We start from the raw sequence: 21,071 nt of genomic DNA, 5'->3' as shown, positions 1-21,071 counted from the left end.
TTGGCTTAGCTTCACTTTCTTACGAAAGATTCACTAATAATTTTTGTTTGTTTGCACGATTTTGTTTGTTTAGTTTTCAAAGAACAATCTTGTCTGTCAAAAGTGACAGTGAAACTATCATATCATATCTTTATTATAATATCAATATAATAATTTTATTTTTTTATTATCACTTTTAATTAATAAAACTGCTGTTAAAAGCAACTTCCTAATAATAGCACCTTCGATTTACTTATGCAATAGAAAGTTTCATTTCTTCAAAAACTATTTTTAAGATAACAATACTTTTTTCCTTTTAATTCAACAACCAAAACTGGGCCCACTGGACCTCTACTCTATAATCTAATAGTGCCGGCGATAACAAATTGCGCATGATCATAATTATCACCTCCCTTACTATTTAAAAAGAGAAGTCCCGGTTAGGGTCTAGTGCCTGCCACCTATAATTCTATAAATCTTCGACAAAACACGGGGAGTGACAGGCACGAAATTTTATTCCATCTTAATTATTTCTTCCATAAAAGCTAGAATCTCTTTACGTAAAGTAGGTTCCTGCAGTGCAAATTCTATGGTTGTCTTCACAAACCCACTCTTTTCTCCTACATCATACCTCTTACCTTCAAAATCATATGCAAACACCCGTTGGATCTGATTCAACTTCTGGATCGCATCCGTCAACTGAATTTCTCCACCAGCCCCAGTTTCCTGCTGTTCCAAAAACATGAATATCTCTGGAGTTAGTATATAACGTCCCAAAATGGCTAGATTAGAAGGGGCAGTTCCAGCCTTAGGCTTTTCAACCAAATTATTTATTTGATACCTTCTACCCACCTGATCCAAAGGTTCAACAATCCCATACCGATGTGTCTCATCATCTGGAACAGACTGTACTCCAATAACTGACGAATGCGTTTCTTCATATATATTAATAAGCTGTTTTAAACAAGGAGTCTCACTTTGAACAATATCATCACCCAAGAGAACCGCAAACGGCTCATCCCCTATAAAGTTACGAGCACACCAAACTGCATGTCCTAGCCCCTTTGGTTCCTTCTGACGAATATAATGAATATCCGCAAGATTAGTAGCATAACGTACTTTTTCAAGTAGATCTAACTTTCCCTTTTCCAATAGATTTTGCTCTAATTCATGTGCAATATCAAAATGGTCTTCAATCGCCCGTTTCCCCTTACCAGTAACAATAATAATATCTTCAATACCTGAAGCCACTGCTTCTTCGACAATATATTGAATGGTTGGTTTATCAATAATCGGCAACATTTCCTTAGGCATTGCCTTTGTTGCAGGTAGAAATCTTGTTCCAAGTCCAGCAGCTGGAATAATCGCCTTCCGTACTCGTTTCATACTTACTCCACCTTCTTATTATTTTTTTGTAAAAAACAGGGGGTTTACAGTTCCAAACTACATTCATCCATATAATCATTCTTCTACCCAGTTAGTTTAAGCATATCTTCACTATATTTATTTTAACACAGATATCCACATGGACGGTTCTCATGTTATTTAATTTGGTTAGTCCTATTCCATTGAAAAAGGGTCAGGTCCCACTACTAATTCATGCTTAACGTAGTGGGGCCTGACCCTTAATGAAGGGGATCTTCACATATTTTTTTAATCATTGTCCCTAGCTAATAATAGATTCACTGTAATTGAAAGCATATCTCTTAAAGCTCCGAAAGCATTGTCAACATCTAGACGTTCCGTCCATTTATGAGCATCCTTTCCAACAGGGCCTAGGTTGAGTACAGGAATATTTAGACTCTCTAATACATCTAAAGGAACACTATATCCCTTATCCCAAAGAGGCATGTTAGCGGTGAGGTCTCCAAGGCTTGAAGCAGGTTTATCTAAAGATACATAGCTTAAGTCCGATAATCCAGCAAAATAATTTTGTTTTTTAAGCTCGATATGATACTGGTTTTTGGCATACCCAATGATATGATCCACTACACGACTAATACGCGGGTGGTTTCGAGAGTTTACCGCCGGGTAATAAGGCGGAGCAAAGAAAAGGACAATCATTGGTGATAACTCTTTACAAAGGATAGAAAGCTCATCAACCAGATGAATGGTCAGGTCGCGATCGTCCTTCAGCCCTCTGCTGCTCATTACATTCGTTTGAATAGTATCGACTTTTTCTTTTCCATAGGTTTCGATTGCATAACGGAGTAATTCATCAAAATGATAAACCTTTACAGAAACTTCATGTGGTGTAGAATTTTCTAGTTTCGAAAAATGGGCTGCTCTTTTTCCGTAACCTTGTTCGATCCTTCGGGCAACTTTTTCAGCATTTTTCCTTAGGTGTTCAACGACTTCATTCATTGATCGTTCCATAATAAACATATTAAACATCGTAATCGCGCGATGAGGTATTTGCACATTGTATTCTTTTTTTAAGTCTTTCTGGATTAGAGTTGTTGGAGGAGGAGTGACCTCACCTTCAACCACTTCACAAAATTCAGTGTTCAACTCTAACTCATTCGTTAGTAACGAGGCCATATAATTCCCATTTAATCCTGAGAAAGGCTCACCCACATGTGTTTCCTTCCCGTAGCAGAGAAACCCAGGTAAAATCTTACCAATTGAACCGGAATAAATATATTGATTCTCATCTCCTGGATAGCGGGCAAACATTGGCTCTGAGTTTAAACACGCGTTGTATTCAAGATTATGCTGCTTCGCCATTTCCAATAGGATCGGTGCCGCATTACGCATCCCTACAGAATTCACTTCTTCATCACAAACCGTTAATAGCAATAAATTCCCATCAAATGATCCAGAACATGCCTCTTCGATGAGCGACATATGCAGAGCTAAACCACACTTCATATCCATCGTTCCCCTGCCGAACAACCAATTTCCATTTTCTAAGTCCTTTTGAACATCTTTAGGCATATGATTCTTGTTTTCATAAAATAACTCTGTTAATTTTTTCGGATGAAAAGCATATTCCTGCCAATCACCATAATCCTCTACTCCCACTACATCAAAATGACTGACAAGAATCACGGTTCTTTTTTCATTCGTCCCCTTTTTTACGAGGGCCGTAACAAATTTACGGTCGTCCTCTGTTGTATGAAGAGTTAAATACTCTTCATTCGTTTGAAAGTAAGGAAGCTCACGAAGTTTATTTTCAACATATTCCGCCACTTTGATTTCGCCGATACTATGTGTCACACTTGGAATCTCAACAAGTTCACAGAGTGAGTCCAATAATTGATTTTTTGTTTGCCATTTACTTTCTTTTACCATCATTTGCTTACGTCATCCCCTTTTAAATAAAAATTGTGCTTGTATTTGTATACAATTGTTTTTAAAAAAATATTTATGAGTAAATATAAGTTTAAGAAGCCCCAGCAGCAGGTCATCCTACTAGAGCGCCTAACCCCATACGGTTTTTTATTTTAAAAGTGTAAGTCCAAATCTTTTGGATACATTTTTCACATGATTGGCCATGCATTCAGTTGCTTCTTCTGGGTCTTTCCTTTCAAGAGCATCAATGATTTGAAGATGTTCTTGAAGAGCTTCTGACGCACTATCTTGTAGCGTATTCGTTAGAATGAGATACCTTTGCATCTGGGTGCGAAGAGAATTAATAAATTCATTTAATTTATGGTTATTGGTAAACTCCGCGAGATAGCTATGAAATTGGGTGTCCAAATTAATAAATTGGCTAAAATCTTGTTCAACGATACTTTCACGCTGTTGATTACAAATATCTTTTAAAAATGCTAATTGCTCTTCGTCAATGCTTAAGCAGGCAAGTTTAGCTGCTAGAGGTTCCAACGTTTCTCTTAAAACCTGGTACTCTCGTGCTTCTTCTACAGAGATCATTCGAACTCTTGTTTGTTTGGATGATTCCATTTCAGCCAGACCTTCATAGACTAGCTTTTTTAGGGCGGTTCGGATCGGAGTTCGGCTGATCCCCAGCTTTTCGGCTAAATGCTCTTCGGTTAAATACTCCAATGGTTTTATATCATTATTGATAATGGCATTTTTTATCACATCATACGCTTGATCAGATAACGAACCAGCAGATTTCAATTTTCGCATAATAATCTTCCTTTACCTTTAGTCCAATTTAGAAATTACTTAAACGTATAATCAAACTATATTGTACTAGAAGGACAATATAGTTTGATTATAACATGATGTTAAGATTGTAAATATCTGCAAAATAAATTCCCATTAAATTTATTGAACAATTAGAGTGAAACTGTAAAAAGATCCTTTCTAGTTGGGGTCACCATCTTATTAAGGTTTCCCCACTGCCCTTTTGTTCTTAATGGAATCCATAAAAAGTTCGATTCGACCTAAAGCTGTTTTGAGCATTTCCATGGAAGCAGCATATGAAATCCTTATGAAACCTTCTCCATATTCAGAAAATCCAGTGCCAGGCACCACCGCCACTCTTGCTTCTTGTAAAAGGTTCATCGCAAAATCGAATGAATTCATGTTGGTACTTTTTATCGAAGGGAAAACATAAAAGGCACCCTCTGGTTTCACAACATCAAATCCCATGTTCGTTAATCGTTCGCAAACATAATCTCTTCTTTTCCTATATTCTACGACCATTTGATGCGCATCATTGATTCCATGTGTGAGAGCCTCAACGGCTGCATGCTGGCTTATCGTGCTAGCACAGACTGAATTATAAAGATGCACCTTCAACATTCCTTCAGATAAATGGGCCGGCGCAAAGGTAAAACCAATTCTCCACCCAGTCATAGAATGTGACTTAGCAAGACCATTAATAACGATCGTTTTTTCCCTCATTCCTGGAAAAGAGGCAATCGAATAATGTTTTTTATCAAAAGTCAGTTCACTATATATTTCATCCGAAACTACGAAAATATTCTTTTCCCTCAGAAGTCGTGCAATTTCAATTATCTCTTCTTGATCTAACACGCTTCCTAACGGATTAGATGGAGAGCAAAGGACAAGGCAGCGAGTTTTTTTGGTAATTTTACTTTCAATCAGTTCGGCATTGACCTTGAACTGATTTTGAGTCACATCAATATATACGGGAACTGCCCCACACAATCTGATAAGCGGTTCGTACCCTGGATAAATAGGAGCTGGGAGAAGGACTTCGTCTCCCTCTCGCAAAATCGTGCGAAATGCTGTATCAATGGCTTCTGTCGCTCCGTTGGTGACAATGATTTCCTTTTCGGCGTCATAGGATAGACCGTATTTACGATGCACAAAGTCACTAGCCGCTTGTCTAAGGCCAAGTAACCCCGCATTATGCGTATAGGCCGTTTGATTCCGTCTTATGGCTGAAATACCAGCCTCTTTTATATGTTCGGGGGTACGAAAATCAGGCTGACCAAGGGTAAGATTAATCGCATCAGGATAATCAGCAACCATATTGGAAAATTTCCTAATACTAGGAACCTGAATCGTCGTAACTCTCTTATTGATCAAATTTTCCATGTGATCTCACCTTTTTTTAGTTTTAAACTCATTCATCATTTCTTATTTATTTTCCACTGGAACTAAAGGACGATCAGGCTTAATAAAGAACCATATCAAAGCTGCAATAATGACAGGGATAATGTTGATTAATAGAGTCGTGTTCCAACCCATTTCTTGTGCAAACCAACCGCAGATAATCGGAGATGTGATCCCTCCAATGGCTCCCCACGTATTCATCCAGCCACTGACGGAACCGGAGAATTCTTGACCTAAATCGTTCGCAATCGCCCAAGAAGCAACAATAGGTAACCCTAGTGCACCAAGAGTTATTGTCAACCAAACAACGTTTGATGTAGGACTAACAGAGTAAGCAGAGAGATACAAGCCTACCATGAAAACGACAAAACCGAATATAGCCATCCCCCCACGAGCGATCATCCGTGAGTTTGTTTTTTGTAGGATTTTATCTGAAACAGCACCACCGATTAGAACGGAGAGACAGATAGCCAACCAAGGGAAACTTGCAGCAAATCCCATTTCTTTTAGAGAAAAGTTCCTTGCCTCCATTAAATATGTAGGCAGCCATGTTAGAAAGAATGTGTTCATGTAGATCACAACTAGATATTGAATCCCTACCAACCAAAATCGGTAGTTTTTCAAATACTGCTTCCAAGGGGCTGATTTTTTTTGAAGACCGGAAAAACTACGGTTTTCAATAATGAGCCTTTTTTCTGTTTCAGAAATCCAAGGATGCTGTTCTGGCTTATCTCGTCCAAAGAAATACCAAGCCACTGCAACCACGATGCCCAAAAGACCAAAAGCATAAAAGACCCCTTGCCAACCAAACGCTGCCAAAATGGCTACTGAAATCCCTGGTGCAATAACCGGACCCAAGAAGGAACCAGCTAACAAAGCACTAGACGCACGTCCTTTTTCATGCTTTTGAAACCAGTGAGAGTTGAAAACAGCGTTCCCCGGATACATCGGGCCCTCACCAGCTCCAAATAAAAATCTTATAATACACATGACAACATAATTGGCACTTGCAGCGGTTAAAGCAGTAAAGATGGACCACCATGCAACTGCGATGGTCACGATTTTCCTTGCTCCAAACCTTTCAGCCAGCATACCGCCAGGAATTTGCGCAAAACAATACCCTAAGTAAAAAAGTGAAGAGAGTAGTCCAAATTGAACTTTATTCAAACCTAAATCTTCCATCATTGGTACAGCTACGATAGAAATATTTGATCGGTCCATGTAAGCGATGAAACCAATGATAAAAAATAGAAAGGCAAGTCCCCAACGTAACCCGATTTTCTTTTCCTTTACCTGTACCATTTCTATTTGTTTTTCAGCTTCCATTCTTCCCACCGTACCCTCTCCTTTTTTAAAATAAATGTAGAAAAGCAGCAAAAAAATAGATAATCATTTTAATAGTCTTTCATATCATTAGTCGTTCTTGCTTTTTTCCACCAGCTGATCCCATATTGGGTCAAAGCGGCGAAGGTAATTTTCTGCACCTAACTGTTCTAAATCTTGGCGGCGTTTTTCATCGGCTTCCTGTTCCTTTTTACCAATTTCGAGATAGGTTAATGCATCCTCTTTTGGGACTACTAATAAGCCATCGTTGCTTCCGACAATAATATCGCCGGGGTTAATAACACAACCGGAAATGGATACTGGCACATTTACATCGCCATCAAGACTGTAAACTTTGGTGGTTAAAGGGGAAACAGCGTAAGAAAAAACCTTAAATTGGAGATCAATAATCATCCTGGTATCTGTAACCGGTCCGTTAATGATACAAGCAATCGCACCTTTTTCCATAGCAAGTTTAGTTGTGATTTCTCCCCAACAAGCAAAACGTTCCTCTTCGTTCATATCAATAACAACCACATCACCAGGTTTCACAAAATCTAATGCCTTATTGACTAATAAACCATCATTGGGAGGTATCCTTACGGTGACTGCAGGTCCTGCAAAGGTATTGTCAATTGGAAATAAGGGCTTAATTTTTCTTGTACTGATTAATTGAAAATTGAGACTGTGTCCATAATCACTTGGAGAAATCGCTTCCAATTCTTTAATAACTTGTGGATCTGGTCTTTGAATTTCAGAAATAATCTTCATTCTGTTATTTCTACCCCTCTCTTCTATTGTATACAAATACAAATACATTATATATGCGAGAAAGATCAATTGTAAATACTATTTAGAAAATTAAATTTCTTACAATCCATTCTTAAATACATGTTCAAAACCACTTGTTTATCCAGAAAGCGCAAAAAACATTCGGTATACGATTAAATCCACATTCAGAAAAAATGTCGACATCTGTCTTCTTTGAAGTGATTATGTAATTTAAATATGCTAGATGAATTCTGAATTCTTTGTTAAATTAGAGCTATCTAGTAAAACAGGGGGAGATGAAGTGAAAATAGTATTAATCGTAACTGGTATTATTTTGGCTGTTTTAATAGGCGTAAAATACGAAGGTTTTAAACCGGTCGACAATGGAGCCGAATCAGGAAAAAAACAAGAGAAAGTAGAAGCGAAAGCTGTTCAAGATACGGTCAATAAGGAGAAAAAGGAAGTAGACAAGCAACAGACAGCCAAAATTGGCGGAGTTCAATATGATATTGGAATTGATGACAGCAGTTCACAAGATGCGGTGATCGAAGTGATGCACAAGATGACACATCAAAAAGTGAAGGCGAAAGAAAAATGGGGAGCCATTCCAATGATTCCAGATACAATTAATCAAGTTTATGACATTGTGGAGAACAGTGAGTTCGAACAAAAAGATGATTTGCTAGCCATTTTAGATAAATGGAAAAAAGGCACTTTTTCTGACGTAGATGATGACCACAACTATTTCTGGACGTACCAAGGCGGGACGATCGGTAAAGCTTATGGAATAATGAGCAAATCAGAAGAAGAAACGTTCATCCTGAATAACTTTGAAGAAGATATTGCACGTGAAGTAAGCTCCCAGCACTAATGGGAGCTGCAATATCCAGTTACAACTTCATTCTGTTATTTCTATTTCTATTAAAACCTATCAATCTTCGACAAAATCCTTGGAGTGATAGGCATGGAAATTTAGTTTCTTACTATTAAGCTATTGCTTCTAAATTCGCTCATTAAATGGTTAAGTTCGCTCATTAAAGCCCAAAATTCGCCCATAGAACTCGAAGATTCGCTCATAAAACTCAAAAATCCGCCCATTGAAGGTCAAGACGTTTAATAAATCATAAATGCGCAACTATCGAAGTGTAATTTTACACAAAACATCATCTAAACGAGCCCCCCATGAGTAATCCTCTCAAACTTCAGATCCTTATTACGTAATTATTGCTTCTTATTATATATTGTTTGACTCTTACTACATATTTTCCGACTCTTACTACATATTTTCTTACACTTACTACATATTTTCCGAAACTTACGACATTTGCTGGATAATAATTGGAAATCCTCTCAAACTTTAGATTAATACAACACAATTATGGGTTCTTACTTTGCAACTTCGGAGATTCATTGGCTGATAAAATGCTAGTTTCGCTGATAAAGGTGGGATTTCCGCTGATAAAATGGTCCAGTTCGCTGATATCCTTCAATAATTCGCTGATAAGCTGCTCATTGGGCTAATTTTCCCCCTTCAGGCTCCCTCCTCTGCCTAAAAGTTAGCTCTATTTGCGTAAATTTAGCTTTTATTTGCGGATTCACTGCTTTTATTTGCAGATCCGTCTACGAAATCCTGAAAACTCTATTATAATGCCCTGAGAGACGCTATCCTCCAGGGCATTTTTCAATTTAATTAAAATTCCCCCCTCCCTACCCTGTCTATTTTGCCGACTTTTTTCTATATAGAAGGTGAAAGGTGGTGAGAGACAATGACACTAGCGTTATTAGAAGTAACGAAGCTTCGCATCGTGTTTGAAGCGGGCATGGATGACGAGGGAAATCCCATCCTCAAATCGAAAACGTTTAGCAATGTCACCAAGGCAGCTACTGCAGATCAATTATCGCAAGCGGCACTAGCAGTTGCAGTTCTATGCAATGACACGCTAAACAAAGTGGAGCGGAATGATATCATCGCAATTGTAGGTTAATAGTCTAAAGTGAAAAAGAATGACAGCTCCGCGATTCTAGGTTAATAGTCTAGTAAAAAAACGAAGGGATAGGAGGTGAAAGAAATGGCAAAAACATTGGAATTGCAATTTGCCACGGAGTTTGGAAAGACGGCAAGTCTTTCCGTTGATAACCCAAAAGAGCCGATTGACGAAGAAGTCGTAAAATTATCGATGGCGCAGATTATTGCATCTGAAGTTTTCACAACTAACAGCGGGAAGTTTGTTGCTGCAAAAGGAGCAAGAGTAATCGACCGCAATGTGACGGATTACACCCTTGCCTAATAAGGAAGAGAGGCCGGATTCGTTATGAACCCAGCCTCTTTTTATAACAAGTGGAAGGAGGAGAGAAAAGTGGATCAGTTGATTCCAATCATCAGCCAGGTGGGATTCCCCATCGTTGTGACGCTCTATTTGCTATACCGAATTGAAGCAAAGCTTGATTTGGTCGTCCAGTCGCTACAGACACTTCCTGAGCGGATGAGGGAGCGGGCATAAAAAAGAGAAACCACCTTAGATCTACTATCAAGTAGATCTAAGGTGGTTTCTTGTTTTTATTCTTTCAGTTTCCACAATCTAAAACCCTATCAATCTTTGACAAAGTTCGGGGGTGACAGGCACTAAATTTAGGGAATTTTCCCCTTAACCTGCTTTAACGTCGCTACTATTAGAAAGCTAACAATCACTAATAAGAGCCATGAACTCACCTTTCCTAGATGAACGAAACTCCATGCATCGGTTTGGTTCGGATATTTCCACGCTCCAAAAAACGTTGCGATATTTTCGGCTATCCATATAAAAAATCCGATGAGTACAAAGGAAAGTGCGAGCGGCATACGGTAACGAGTTCCATCAACCTCGTATGTGACCCATGATTGCCAAAAGACTATAATAACAAGGCCAGATAACAACCAACGAAAGTCAATCCAATAATGGTGGGTGAAAAAATTTAAATAAATCGCAGCTGCAAGAGGTACAACTACCAAAAACGGCGGCCACCTAATCAGTTCAACCTTAAGCCTCCTCCATGCCTGGCAAAGAAAACTCGCTACACTTGCGTACATGAATCCGCTATACAAAGGCACTCCTAAAATTTTGAAATATCCTTCCTCTGGATAAGACCAGGAGCCCATATGTACCTTGAAAAGTTCAAGAGCAAGTCCAATAAGGTGGAACAATGTGATAACCTTTAGCTCATCCCGTGTTTCAAGTCCAGAACGCACCATCCACCACTGCATCAGAAGGCAGATGATGAGCAGCCAGTCATACCGTGGCAGGTAGGGAAGTGGCATGATTTGTGTAAAAGCCAAAGAGGCAAAAATAATCACAGGAAACAAACATGATAGGGCCTGCTCCCAACCAAAACGAACGAGTTGTTTTATTGCTCTCATGATTTGTACCTTCAAAGGTTTTTTCTGAGAATAATTTTGAATAATTAAATTCATTAGTAAATCCCCTTTTATGAATTTGATTCATCAGAATTTCAGCAGATTATTTTCATGGTAGCTAAATGGACTAAATTATTTATTGAGTTCTCTTAAAGAAATAATTTCAATGTCTGAACAATAAAAGTGTAAGGTATCATCTTCGTAGTCTATCACTTCATATTTCTTATTTCCCCAACCTCTATCCTTTATATCGTAAATCTCGATTGACATTTGATGATAGATACCCCCACTTTCAAAATTGATACTCTTAGGGTTGTAGAAGCGAAACCAGGCAATATATTGTTTTTCTTTATCCTTAATAATAAAATCTATGTCGAGTACACAATTGTCTTCAAAAGACCTATTTTGAAAGTTCAAAAGGAATCTAACAATAAACTCTATATTTTGTAATGAAAAATCTTTTATTTTATCAGTTATAAGGCTAATATTTTTTATCAATTTGAATCACTTCCTTGGTGAATCTTAATTGTTATAAAATTGGCAAGTTTAGGCCGCCACGTCTCTACGTGTAAAAAGGAGCCAGGAAATCAGATTGAACACGAGGAAATAGACAGCGAGCACTCCGATGGAAAAGGACAATGTCATTCCCTCTTGGAAAGGATGTCCGGTCAGGTACTGCGTAAGATCGGTGTTGGCGAACAACAGGTACTTGCTCCAATCGAACCGCTGCAGTGCCCCCAGAATAATATTACCCGCAAACAAGGCGCCGATGGAAAACCCGATAGCCATCGCGCTACTTCGGAAGGCGGACGAGATCATAAAGGCCATGGTTACGTACATGACCGTGGATACACCGCCCAGCATATACGTTTTCCACAGATTGAGGACCATATTCCTTTCGACGATTTGCCCTTCCGCAGTCATGCTGATCAACGGTAGATCCATGTATCCAAAGCCGTATAAGATTCCGTTGACCGCGACGGATATGACAAACAGAGTGAGTAACAGCAGCATGCTGAATAACAGAAAAGAGATATACTTGGAGACGAGGATCTTGACCCGGTTGGCTGGCCGGATGAGCAGCAGCTTGATGGTGCCGGATGAAAATTCGCCCGCCAGACCGTCTCCCGCAATGATGATGGTGAAAATGGTAATCACGATCATCAGATTGGCCGAACTGTTCACACCATCCCACATCGTGCCGTCCGTCGAGCGAATATTCTGCTCCAAATGATAGTCGTTGACGGCAATCTGCTGCTGATAGAACATTTGATCCTCTTCATCCAGCTTGGGCTGCTTCAGAATTTCGCTCCATTGCTGCTTCTCCTGCAGCAGTTCTGCCCGCCAGCCTTCGCCTTGCGCCTTTTTTCCATCGGAATGCCATTCAATGATGTTGACAAAAAGCACAAAAGCGGCCATAAGTCCGACCAGAATCCAAGTTCGCACCCGTCGGTAAATCTTCATATTTTCATTGAGTACTAGATTAACCAATTTGTCCACCCCCCGTTATTTCCAAGAATCGATCTTCTAGAGACTCAGAATGTCCGGGATGTGTTCCCGCTCGGTTGTGACCTCGATGATCCCCTCCTGAGCGAGCTTGACCTCCTGAACCCCATCCATCTGCCTCATGGTCACCAATGCCTGTTCCGCTGGCTGTGCTTGGATTAGATACGTTTGAGCTTGATCGTTCCCTTGGGAAAAATGCTGAACCGGCATCACATGGACTAGCTTTCCCTGCTGGAGGATGGCGACCCTGTCGCACATGAGCTCCATCTCGGACAACAGATGGCTGGAGACGATAACCGTGATTCCTTCCGTACGGGTCAAATGCCGCAAATAATCGCGCAGTTCGCGAATCCCCGCCGGGTCAAGACCGTTCGTCGGTTCATCGAGAATCAGCAGGGACGGCCGATGCAGCAGTGCCTGGGCGACTCCCAGACGCTGGCGCATGCCGAGCGAGTACTTTTTGACTTTGTCATGGATGCGGTTTTCCAGCTTGACCAGCGACACCACTTCGTCAATCCTTTCCTTGGTTACCCCCGGCACCATGCGGGCGTAGTGAACGAGGTTATGGTACCCGCTCAGATACTTGTACATTTCTGGACTTTCCACTATGGCGCCGACGTGCCCGATCGCTTGCTCGAATTCGGTTTTGATATTTTCCCCCTTAATCAGTATCTGTCCCTTAGTGATCGACATCAGTCCGACGATCATGCGGATTGTGGTTGTTTTACCGGCCCCATTTGGACCAAGGAAACCGAAAATTTCGCCTTGCGGTACGTCAAATGTAAGATCGTCGATGATGGTGGTCCGGCCAATCCGTTTGGTCACATGACTCAAGCTGATGATAGGTTCTTTGCTCATACATGTCCTCCTTTAATGATGATTTGGACGTTTCGTCCTTTTGTTCACAATGCCTTATTAATCTTGGATGTCTTCATCACTTCGGTATTCTAAAATATCTCCTGGCTGACATTCTAATGCCTTACAAATCGCTTCTAAAGTTGAAAGCCTAATTGCTTTTGCCTTTCCATTTTTCAATATAGAAAGGTTAGCCATCGTGATTCCAACCCTTTCCGAGAGTTCTGTTACGCTCATTTTCCTTTTCGCCAGCATCACATCAATATTGATTATCATTGCCATTGTTATCACCTCAGACGATTAAGTCATTTTCCGATTTTATATCAATCGCTTCTTGTAAAAGTCTTTGAAGAACAGCAGCGAATACTGCGATTACTATTGAAACAAAGATAGGGACCATTCCGATTATGATGAGACCTGGGGCATCGTCTAGATCTGCTACGAGATAAACAAATGGCAAAATGACCACATACAAACCACTGATTGTCATTGCACAGATTTTAATATTCTTTAGAGCTTTAACAGACAATTCAGAGAAAGCCTGATTCTTGTCAATACAGCTTAAAAGTTTAAGAGCCTGATACAATGCAACGAAAAACGGTATCACTGATACATACATACCTATTAAAATGGGATATAGGATATGGGCATAATCTGGATTTACTGAATTCTTAGCTAACCAAGGCAACCCAAATATACACAAAGCAAGAACTGGAGTTCCAATAAGGAAAACAGCCATCCTTAAAAATAGTGTTGACCCTCGTTTCATACAAAGCACCTCACATATTTATTATCTATTTGAAATTTAACACGTTATTTATTGATTTACAATAAACTTTTATTATTTTTTATAATATTTTTATTGATAACTAAATATTAATTTTAGACAAAAATAAAAAACATTCCTCATTACTAAGAAATGTTCCATAAATTCACACTGTTCAATTTATAAGCCTTGATAGAACATAAAAAGCTAAATTATGTATCTTATGACTATATAAACAACCTCACCCTTTACGGGCTTGAGGGTTGTTTATATGGTCATTTTTATATGATTATTTTACATTTCTCGTAAGATAGGAAGGGTACAACAACGGAAGGAGCCACCAGATTTAATGATTTCTGTGATATCCACTTCAATAACTTGAAAGCCTCGGTTACGAAGCTGCTTGTTTACCTTCTCGTTGACCGGCAGACTTAATACCCGTTTGTTCCCGATACTCAATACATTTGTACCTAATTGAAATTGTTCTTCTTCCGAAACTTCAATTAATTCATAGCGTGAAGCAAAAAGCTCGATGTCTTTTTTCGTTAAGGCATTTGGGTAAATAAGGGCCACATCAGGAGAAACAACATTAAATATACAATCCAGATGCAGGTATTTTGCTTTAAAAGAGATGGGAATGACATTGAATTGATTCAAAAGACGCTGTAATTGATCAGCAGCTTTTTGGTCCGTTCGATTGCTGAGCCCCACGTAAATTCTTTCCCGATCAATCACAACATCTCCGCCCTCAATTCGTTCCTCGGCTAAATTATAATAAGAGATTTCTTCATCCTCGAGCCATTGTTTTAAAACGTTTTCCTCCCCTCCGCGAACATCTGTTGCCATATTAGCAACAAAGATTGTTTGCCCTAGAGTAAAACCAATATCCCGGGTAAAGACCTGTTCAGGATATTTTTTATGATAAGGCAATAAAATAACTTCGATGCCATTCTGCTTTAGCGTTTTGACAAATTTACTGTGCTGCTCAAGCGCGCGTTCAATATGGATACCTTCATTCTTAAAATGCTCTTGCGTTTCATTAATTACTTCGCGGATCGTCATATATTGAGGCTGACAAAGGATTACTCGTTTTAATACATCGTATTCACTCATGCAAAAAGTCTTGTTGTTTGTCTTTGGGATTTCTGCCATTTTGCTGCCCTCCTGCGTTCTCTTTTTAAATTAGGTTTTCCTAATCTATCGTTAATATTACTAAAAAATACAGCCATTCGACTAAATACCATATAGGCTATACTATTCAAACGTTTAGTTAAAACAGCTAAAAGTACTGATTTAGAAGAACCTTCCCTGACAAGCAAGAATGGAAATTGTCGAGAATCGGAGGTAAATTCCGCAGGAAATAACCCAACTTTCCACAAAATCAGATAGGTTTCTATTAAACTTACATAATTCTATTAATTGCCTGTCCATTCCCTACTACACAAAAGGAGCAAGAGTGATCGACCGCAATGTGACGGATTACACCCTTGCCTAATAAGGAAGAGAGGCCGGATTCGTTATGAACCCAGCCTCTTTTTTATAAACAATGGAAGGAGGAGAGAAAAGTGGAGCAGTTGATTCCAATCATCAGCCAGGTGGGATTCCCCATCGTTGTGAAGCTTTATTTGCTTTACCGAATTGAAGCAAAGCTTGATTTGGTCGTCCAATCGATACAGACACTTCCTGAGCGGATGAGGGAGCGAACATAAAAAAGAGAAACCACCCAGCCTCTACTATCAAGTAGATCTAAGGTGGTTTCTTGTTGTTATTCTTTCAGTTCCACAATCTAAAACCCTAGCATTCTTCGACAAATTCCTAGGCGTGCGAGGCACTGGAATCTAATTAAGGCTTCACACTTATGATCGTGGTCCAGCCGCTATACACCTTGGTTTTGCCAACCATTCTATAGGCTCTTAATTTATAATAATAAGTCCTTCCTCTTGTTAAACCACTGTTCGTGTAATATAAGGAAGCGGTACTTTTTAGAAGAGTATAGGCTCCTGAGCTCGATGTAGCTCTGTAAAGTTCATAACCACTGGCGCCTGCTACAGCACTCCATGTCAGCTTAAAGCTGGTCGAACTTACTCTAGCTGATTTGAAGTTAGCCGGAACAGATGGTAGAGGTTTTGCAAAAACAACAGCCGATAAATTACTATAAACCTTCGTACTTCCGACCATGCGGTAAGCTCTAATTTTATAGTAATAGGGTGTATTTGTAACAAGCCCTGAATTATTAAAACTTGTGGATGTGGTTGACCCTGCATAATAATAAGACCCCGTACTTGAGGTTGCCCGATATACCTCATATCCGCTTGCGCCACTAACAGCTGTCCAGCTCGTTTTGATACTATTATAAGCCGATGATGCTGCCTTGGCTGAAGATGGTGTCGCAAGGACTGGTTTGGCAGAAACGACCGAACTATAACCACTATAGGCTGATGGTGTTACAGTTTTATAGGCTCTAACCTTATAGTAATAAGCCGTCCCCGTATTCAGAGATGTGCTGCTATATGACGTACTCGTCGTAGACGCTATTTTTGTATAAGTCCCCGTGCTGGATGTTGATCGATAAATCTCATATCCTGAGGAGCCGCTAACGGCTGACCAAGATAAGTTCACGCTATTGTAAGTACTTGCCACGGCCTTCAAATTCGCTGGTGATGCAAGTGTTACAGTGATTTGGCGTGTAACAGTCGTTTCATTCCCTGACGAGTCCGTAACAGTATACGTCAACGTGTATACACCGGGAGTCTTACTGTTGACTAAACCATTAATTTTTATGGCACTTGTCACATCTCCATCTGAGTTATCCATGGCAGTTACGCCAACTCTTGGATCAAACGTTGTGTTCACATAAATTGTCTTCGATGTTGCCCCTGAAATGACTGGTTTTATGTTATCATATTGTCTGTTTAAAACAGTACCGGGATAGTAGAAAGATAAAATGTCCTTGTACAGGATACCTGCAGCTGCACGGTGATTAGCACCATATTGACTTAAACCTACACCATGTCCGTTCCCGGAGCCTGAAAACACAAAAGCATCGTTGGTTTCGTTGATAGAAAACAGATTGCTCTTCATGTCTCTTGTACCGGCCTTCTTTGGGTCAGGGTCGTTTGTGCCGATGATCGTCCGCATATCGTCTGCAAGCTGGTTATTGATACTTGCGGTTTGGAGTTCAAGCTCCCCGTCTGAATTGAACATGTCTTTAATAAAAAATTCGAGCGTTAGATTACTTTTTGTAAATCGACCGCTTTCGGTAGGAGAATTAAAGGAAACCTTAGGGATCGAAACAATTTTAATTTGTTTACCACTAAATCCTGGTAAATTTTTTATTATCCATTTTTTAATGTTGCTCGCGTAAAGTTCATCTATTTCATTCTTGGAATCCCACCAATTGTCAGGATTTTTGAGATCCAATGAAGTGATATCCATTTGCTGTTTATGCAAGGTAGCTTCCCAGGTATTGGTCGTATCGTACTCGTCGGTTTGAACCTTAAAATACGGAAGGGATTTTGGGTACCAAACATTAAATAGTTTTTCCGTTTTTCCACCGTTAGAGGCAGAGAAAACAGCATCAATGACATTCCCATCGTTAGTTAAGATTTCACCTTCTGTCGCGTCAACTGCCTCAGATGATCTAGGATGTAAGCTTGTCACGCCTCCATATACCTGAAAAGTGGTAGTATCATTGATCACCTGGTTCAAACGAAAATACGCATAGGTTCGGGCTGAAACCGCCTGTGCCTTTAGGGCCTCCATCGGCCAAAGCGCAGGCATTTCATCCGGGACAACACTCTTTACATAATCTTCGAAATTAATAGTGTTAATCGGCCTGACATATTGATTTTTTTCCACTGTAAAAAGAAAACTGCCGGCATACTCACGATTGTTGATCACGGCATGGTCAATACTATTAACCGGAGTAATCGATAATTCGCTCCCGGTGGCTAATCTCGTGGTTCCATCATATAAGCCAAGCGTTTCATTCTCTACCTTCACCGTATAACTTCGATCACTGGTTAATAGATTCGTGGAATCCCCGTTTAAATAGTAGCTTCCCACTATTTTTAATGAAATACTTGACTGATTCCCTAAATATTTCACTAACTTTACCTGAACCTGCGGCTCTGCTGTAATCGTGGCTGCCTCTTTATAACTTGGAACCATCCCCAAGCAGACAACGAATACAATTAAGTAGATTAATAGTTTTTTCATAAGAAAATCCTCTCTCTTTGTTTCATATCTTAATAATACTTCTTTTTCTACCATATTTCCTCATTTGTCCTAAAAAATAGGAATCCCGGTGACTGGCACCTGAATCTTTCATTCTACCATTTTCCACCAATCAGCACCCGCCATCCTCGACAAATGACGATAGAATTCTTCCTAATTAAACGTTTGATTGAAAGTGCCACAAACCCTTTTGAAAAAAGAACTTTAGCCTCGATTCAAGAGAATTTCTTGTCGAGGAAATGCTCTGCTTTCTTCTCAAATTCTACAAAGCTAGCCAATAAAAATGGCTTTCTACACTCATCGACGGGTTCTTACAAGTTGGCATGTTAATCAAACGATTGTGTAAAAATGGGATAAATCCCGTTGTTTAAAGCTTTCTCTCTTGATTCAGGTAAAATAATTGTCGTTGATTGACTAGATTTTAATAGATTATTCCTCCAGATTAGCAATTATGATCTTTTTCGTCTAAATACTGCATTCTTTGGCAAATACCTTGTTTTTCTCCTTTTACACAAACGATTGGTTAAAACTCTCCTCAGTACCCGTCATGACTGGATTTATCACTTAAAATACCTGAAAGGACTGTCGATTGCCGTCTCCAACCATTCCTTTTTGAAAAAAGAACCCAAGTGGACATCTGAATTAGGATTTCTCCCAATTCATATATGTGACCTTTACTGAGTGTCCTCTAGTAAACCTAGTTACAGAATAAATATAGGTGGTTATCAAAAGGAGAAAATTGTATTTGGTCAGCCATTTGTTTGCGAAACGACACTATTTGTTTGAATAAAGCCATACGTTAGTAATAAATCATTTTTCGAACAATCTAAAGTATCATCATTTCGTATAGGTTTTATCTACCTTCATTGTTGTAATTAGCAATTGAACTGTAATGATTAACATTAAAATCAAAATTACAGCGCTCATATAGTATTGAATATTAGGTTTATATCCATATATAAAGAATAGAAAAAAAGATAAGATAAACAAAAACGATAAAAACAGCTCAAAAATTAATGTAATAATAAAAAATAGTACATAAGGCATAACAATCTCTTTGTGAGAAACGTGTTTTAAAGTTAATCCCTCCCAACATAAGTCTGCTAATTTATTTATTTTCCTCATTGGTACCACTCCTATTAATCCCAACTGAAATCAATTGCGTCAATTAAAGAATATATAAACATGACCAATTATTTCCTTATTATTAGAAAAATAAACTATTATTTTTCATTTATTGTATTTGCGTTGGTTTTATGGTGGTACCTCTAATTTGAAAATAGGTATTAATATTGAACTTAAAGCATAACAAAAAGGCTTCACGGGGAGCGAAACCTTTTTTGTTAACAGAGTTCATATTATTCTAATGCCTTGATGTAAATTAAATATTCTAGCCTACTTTACTTTCTTCTATGGCATGCTGCCAACTTGGGTAGTAATACAAAGCACTCCGCATTAAATCAGGATAAAGTTGTTTTACCTCTTTTTTACGTAGAGAATTACCTTGGTTCTGTAACTTCTGGATCTGAGTAATGACTTCCTTTGATGTGAATGGAATATCCATTTTTCATTCCTCCCTTTCCAAGTTATCTTTACTATTTTCCCCTTTGGCTAACAATATAAAACCCGAAAACAAAACTTTGCACTAAAAACTCCTTTTGTGTTCATAAAATATTGCTTTTTTTAGTGAGTTCAAGGAATCCTTATATTTCTTATTTTGCTTCATTCAGCAATTGTTGTCTTTTTTGTATACCTTGCTCTATTTTATCATTGAGCTGGGTAATGATCGAATCAATGGTTTTTTGATCTTTTTTGTTGATTGCTTCTTGCAGTTGCTGCTCCCAGTCCGTCTGTTTTTCTTTTACTTTTGCTAGGTCTTCTTTGTTAATTTGAATCACTTTTGCTCCAGGAAGTTTTTCCATTTCTTTCATGGCTTGCTCTTTTGTGATGGTTCCTGCTTTTACTTTATCCATAATCGCCTTCACTTGCTCATTGTCTGCGCCGGAAATTTTTATACGAACACCTTTTCCTCCGCCATGAAGTTTCATAAGCTGTTGTTTCGCTTCCTGTTTCGATAGATTACCATCTTTTACTTTCTCGATAATCACTTTTGCTTCCGGCGAAGCTTCTATCTTTTTGTTAAATTTTACTCTTTTTCCAAACTCCACTTTCTTTCCAAGCTTTTCTCTCAATGAGCGCATTGTCTTTACATTGTTTTCATATTCTTGTTCTACAGCCGGGGAGGCGTATTGTAATGCTTTGTTCAATAACTCATCCCTTTTATCGGATTTTTTATATACGATCTGTTCTTGTTTTGCTTTATCCGTATTTTCCTTGTCCGATTTGATTGCAGATGCAGCAGAACCAAGTAAAGCAAGTGTGATTGCCGGTACCAGTAAAGATGATTTAACTTTCATTCACATTCCTCCTTTATTGTAGAAATGGCATTACCACTTCCCTATCTAATTTATCCACTTGGTGTGTACTTTCAGTGAAAAAAATATGAAAAAATTAAGAAATGTTATCGTTATGCAGATTGTATTGGGGCAAAAATATCGAAAGTTATTAAAATGGGATTGGAAATACTATTGTAATATAAACGCCACGGATGTAAACGATTTAACATCTCCCTGTTCTTTGTGTCAGAAAATTCTATGTTACGATGATAAAAACTTAGCAACCAAAGAACATGGAGGGTAAAAGAATGCTTAAAAAAATTATTTCAATTATAGCAGTTGCTGTACTCTC

21 protein-coding genes are annotated in these 21,071 nt (G+C 38.8%); 5 read left to right on the top strand and 16 right to left on the bottom strand.

The window, feature by feature from the left end:
- Window positions 1-492: 492 nt before the first annotated feature.
- The 6 genes from galU to COE25_RS27235 form a co-directional block, all read right to left on the bottom strand.
- The gene (galU, locus tag COE25_RS27260; protein WP_088089986.1) at window positions 493-1,365 is read right to left on the bottom strand and encodes a UTP--glucose-1-phosphate uridylyltransferase GalU; all 873 of its coding nucleotides are present in this window, start codon (window positions 1,363-1,365) and stop codon (window positions 493-495) included.
- 267 nt (window positions 1,366-1,632) lie between these two features.
- Window positions 1,633-3,276 (bottom strand): M20/M25/M40 family metallo-hydrolase, encoded by a 1,644-nt coding sequence (locus COE25_RS27255; protein WP_257208997.1) that lies wholly within the window; start codon window positions 3,274-3,276, stop codon window positions 1,633-1,635.
- 144 nt (window positions 3,277-3,420) lie between these two features.
- Window positions 3,421-4,074 carry a GntR family transcriptional regulator gene (locus COE25_RS27250; protein ID WP_088089987.1) on the bottom strand — a complete coding sequence of 218 codons (654 nt, stop codon included), beginning with the start codon at window positions 4,072-4,074 and terminating at the stop codon, window positions 3,421-3,423.
- Window positions 4,075-4,275: 201 nt separating this feature from the next.
- Window positions 4,276-5,457, bottom strand: coding sequence for an aminotransferase A (locus COE25_RS27245; protein WP_098934878.1), 1,182 nt, complete (start codon window positions 5,455-5,457; stop codon window positions 4,276-4,278).
- A 42-nt stretch (window positions 5,458-5,499) separates the two neighbouring features.
- Window positions 5,500-6,801, bottom strand: coding sequence for an MFS transporter (locus COE25_RS27240; protein WP_098934880.1), 1,302 nt, complete (start codon window positions 6,799-6,801; stop codon window positions 5,500-5,502).
- A gap of 87 nt (window positions 6,802-6,888) precedes the next feature.
- A complete protein-coding gene (locus COE25_RS27235; protein WP_180247631.1) occupies window positions 6,889-7,569 on the bottom strand; it encodes an RraA family protein in 681 nt (226 codons plus the stop codon).
- A gap of 301 nt (window positions 7,570-7,870) precedes the next feature.
- Here COE25_RS27235 and COE25_RS27230 point away from each other — a divergent pair, with 301 nt between their 5' ends.
- From COE25_RS27230 to COE25_RS27215, 4 genes are all read left to right on the top strand, one after another.
- Window positions 7,871-8,440, top strand: coding sequence for a DUF6241 domain-containing protein (locus COE25_RS27230; RefSeq protein ID WP_257208996.1), 570 nt, complete (start codon window positions 7,871-7,873; stop codon window positions 8,438-8,440).
- 895 nt (window positions 8,441-9,335) lie between these two features.
- The gene (locus COE25_RS27225; protein WP_098934875.1) at window positions 9,336-9,554 is read left to right on the top strand and encodes a DUF1659 domain-containing protein; all 219 of its coding nucleotides are present in this window, start codon (window positions 9,336-9,338) and stop codon (window positions 9,552-9,554) included.
- An 84-nt stretch (window positions 9,555-9,638) separates the two neighbouring features.
- Window positions 9,639-9,857 carry a DUF2922 domain-containing protein gene (locus tag COE25_RS27220; protein ID WP_098934874.1) on the top strand — a complete coding sequence of 73 codons (219 nt, stop codon included), beginning with the start codon at window positions 9,639-9,641 and terminating at the stop codon, window positions 9,855-9,857.
- 69 nt (window positions 9,858-9,926) lie between these two features.
- The gene (locus COE25_RS27215) at window positions 9,927-10,070 is read left to right on the top strand and encodes a YvrJ family protein (protein WP_088089993.1); all 144 of its coding nucleotides are present in this window, start codon (window positions 9,927-9,929) and stop codon (window positions 10,068-10,070) included.
- 128 nt (window positions 10,071-10,198) lie between these two features.
- Here COE25_RS27215 and COE25_RS27210 read toward each other — a convergent pair whose 3' ends face one another.
- From COE25_RS27210 to COE25_RS27180, 7 genes are all read right to left on the bottom strand, one after another.
- Window positions 10,199-10,963 (bottom strand): DUF817 domain-containing protein, encoded by a 765-nt coding sequence (locus COE25_RS27210; protein ID WP_098934879.1) that lies wholly within the window; start codon window positions 10,961-10,963, stop codon window positions 10,199-10,201.
- 129 nt (window positions 10,964-11,092) lie between these two features.
- Window positions 11,093-11,458, bottom strand: a complete 366-nt coding sequence (locus tag COE25_RS27205) for a hypothetical protein (protein ID WP_088089994.1) — start codon at window positions 11,456-11,458, stop codon at window positions 11,093-11,095.
- 48 nt (window positions 11,459-11,506) lie between these two features.
- Complete coding sequence (locus COE25_RS27200; protein WP_098934873.1) at window positions 11,507-12,451, bottom strand: ABC transporter permease; 945 nt, start codon at window positions 12,449-12,451, stop codon at window positions 11,507-11,509.
- Between the two features lie 36 nt (window positions 12,452-12,487).
- Window positions 12,488-13,324 (bottom strand): ABC transporter ATP-binding protein, encoded by an 837-nt coding sequence (locus tag COE25_RS27195; protein WP_373605383.1) that lies wholly within the window; start codon window positions 13,322-13,324, stop codon window positions 12,488-12,490.
- A 57-nt stretch (window positions 13,325-13,381) separates the two neighbouring features.
- Window positions 13,382-13,603, bottom strand: coding sequence for a helix-turn-helix domain-containing protein (locus COE25_RS27190; protein WP_088089997.1), 222 nt, complete (start codon window positions 13,601-13,603; stop codon window positions 13,382-13,384).
- A 10-nt stretch (window positions 13,604-13,613) separates the two neighbouring features.
- Window positions 13,614-14,090 carry a DUF2975 domain-containing protein gene (locus COE25_RS27185; RefSeq protein ID WP_098934872.1) on the bottom strand — a complete coding sequence of 159 codons (477 nt, stop codon included), beginning with the start codon at window positions 14,088-14,090 and terminating at the stop codon, window positions 13,614-13,616.
- A 291-nt stretch (window positions 14,091-14,381) separates the two neighbouring features.
- Entirely contained in the window at window positions 14,382-15,239 is an 858-nt protein-coding gene (locus COE25_RS27180) for a dimethylarginine dimethylaminohydrolase family protein (protein WP_098934871.1), read from the bottom strand.
- A 413-nt stretch (window positions 15,240-15,652) separates the two neighbouring features.
- Here COE25_RS27180 and COE25_RS27175 point away from each other — a divergent pair, with 413 nt between their 5' ends.
- The gene (locus tag COE25_RS27175) at window positions 15,653-15,796 is read left to right on the top strand and encodes a YvrJ family protein (RefSeq protein WP_098934870.1); all 144 of its coding nucleotides are present in this window, start codon (window positions 15,653-15,655) and stop codon (window positions 15,794-15,796) included.
- Window positions 15,797-15,929: 133 nt separating this feature from the next.
- Here the strand turns inward: COE25_RS27175 and COE25_RS27170 are convergent, their stop codons facing one another.
- From COE25_RS27170 to COE25_RS27160, 3 genes are all read right to left on the bottom strand, one after another.
- The gene (locus COE25_RS27170) at window positions 15,930-18,305 is read right to left on the bottom strand and encodes a SpoIID/LytB domain-containing protein (RefSeq protein WP_180247630.1); all 2,376 of its coding nucleotides are present in this window, start codon (window positions 18,303-18,305) and stop codon (window positions 15,930-15,932) included.
- Window positions 18,306-19,713: 1,408 nt separating this feature from the next.
- On the bottom strand, window positions 19,714-19,887 hold the full coding sequence (locus tag COE25_RS31090) for a hypothetical protein (protein WP_179195976.1): 174 nt from the start codon (window positions 19,885-19,887) through the stop codon (window positions 19,714-19,716).
- A 148-nt stretch (window positions 19,888-20,035) separates the two neighbouring features.
- Window positions 20,036-20,740: a hypothetical protein gene (locus COE25_RS27160; RefSeq protein WP_098934867.1), complete on the bottom strand. Its 705-nt coding sequence runs from the start codon at window positions 20,738-20,740 to the stop codon at window positions 20,036-20,038.
- Window positions 20,741-21,071 lie beyond the last annotated feature (331 nt).

The sequence above is a fragment of the Bacillus sp. AFS031507 genome (assembly GCF_002584635.1).
Classification (GTDB): Bacteria; Bacillota; Bacilli; order Bacillales; family Cytobacillaceae; genus Neobacillus.
This window is presented reverse-complemented; position numbering and strand designations above follow the sequence as displayed.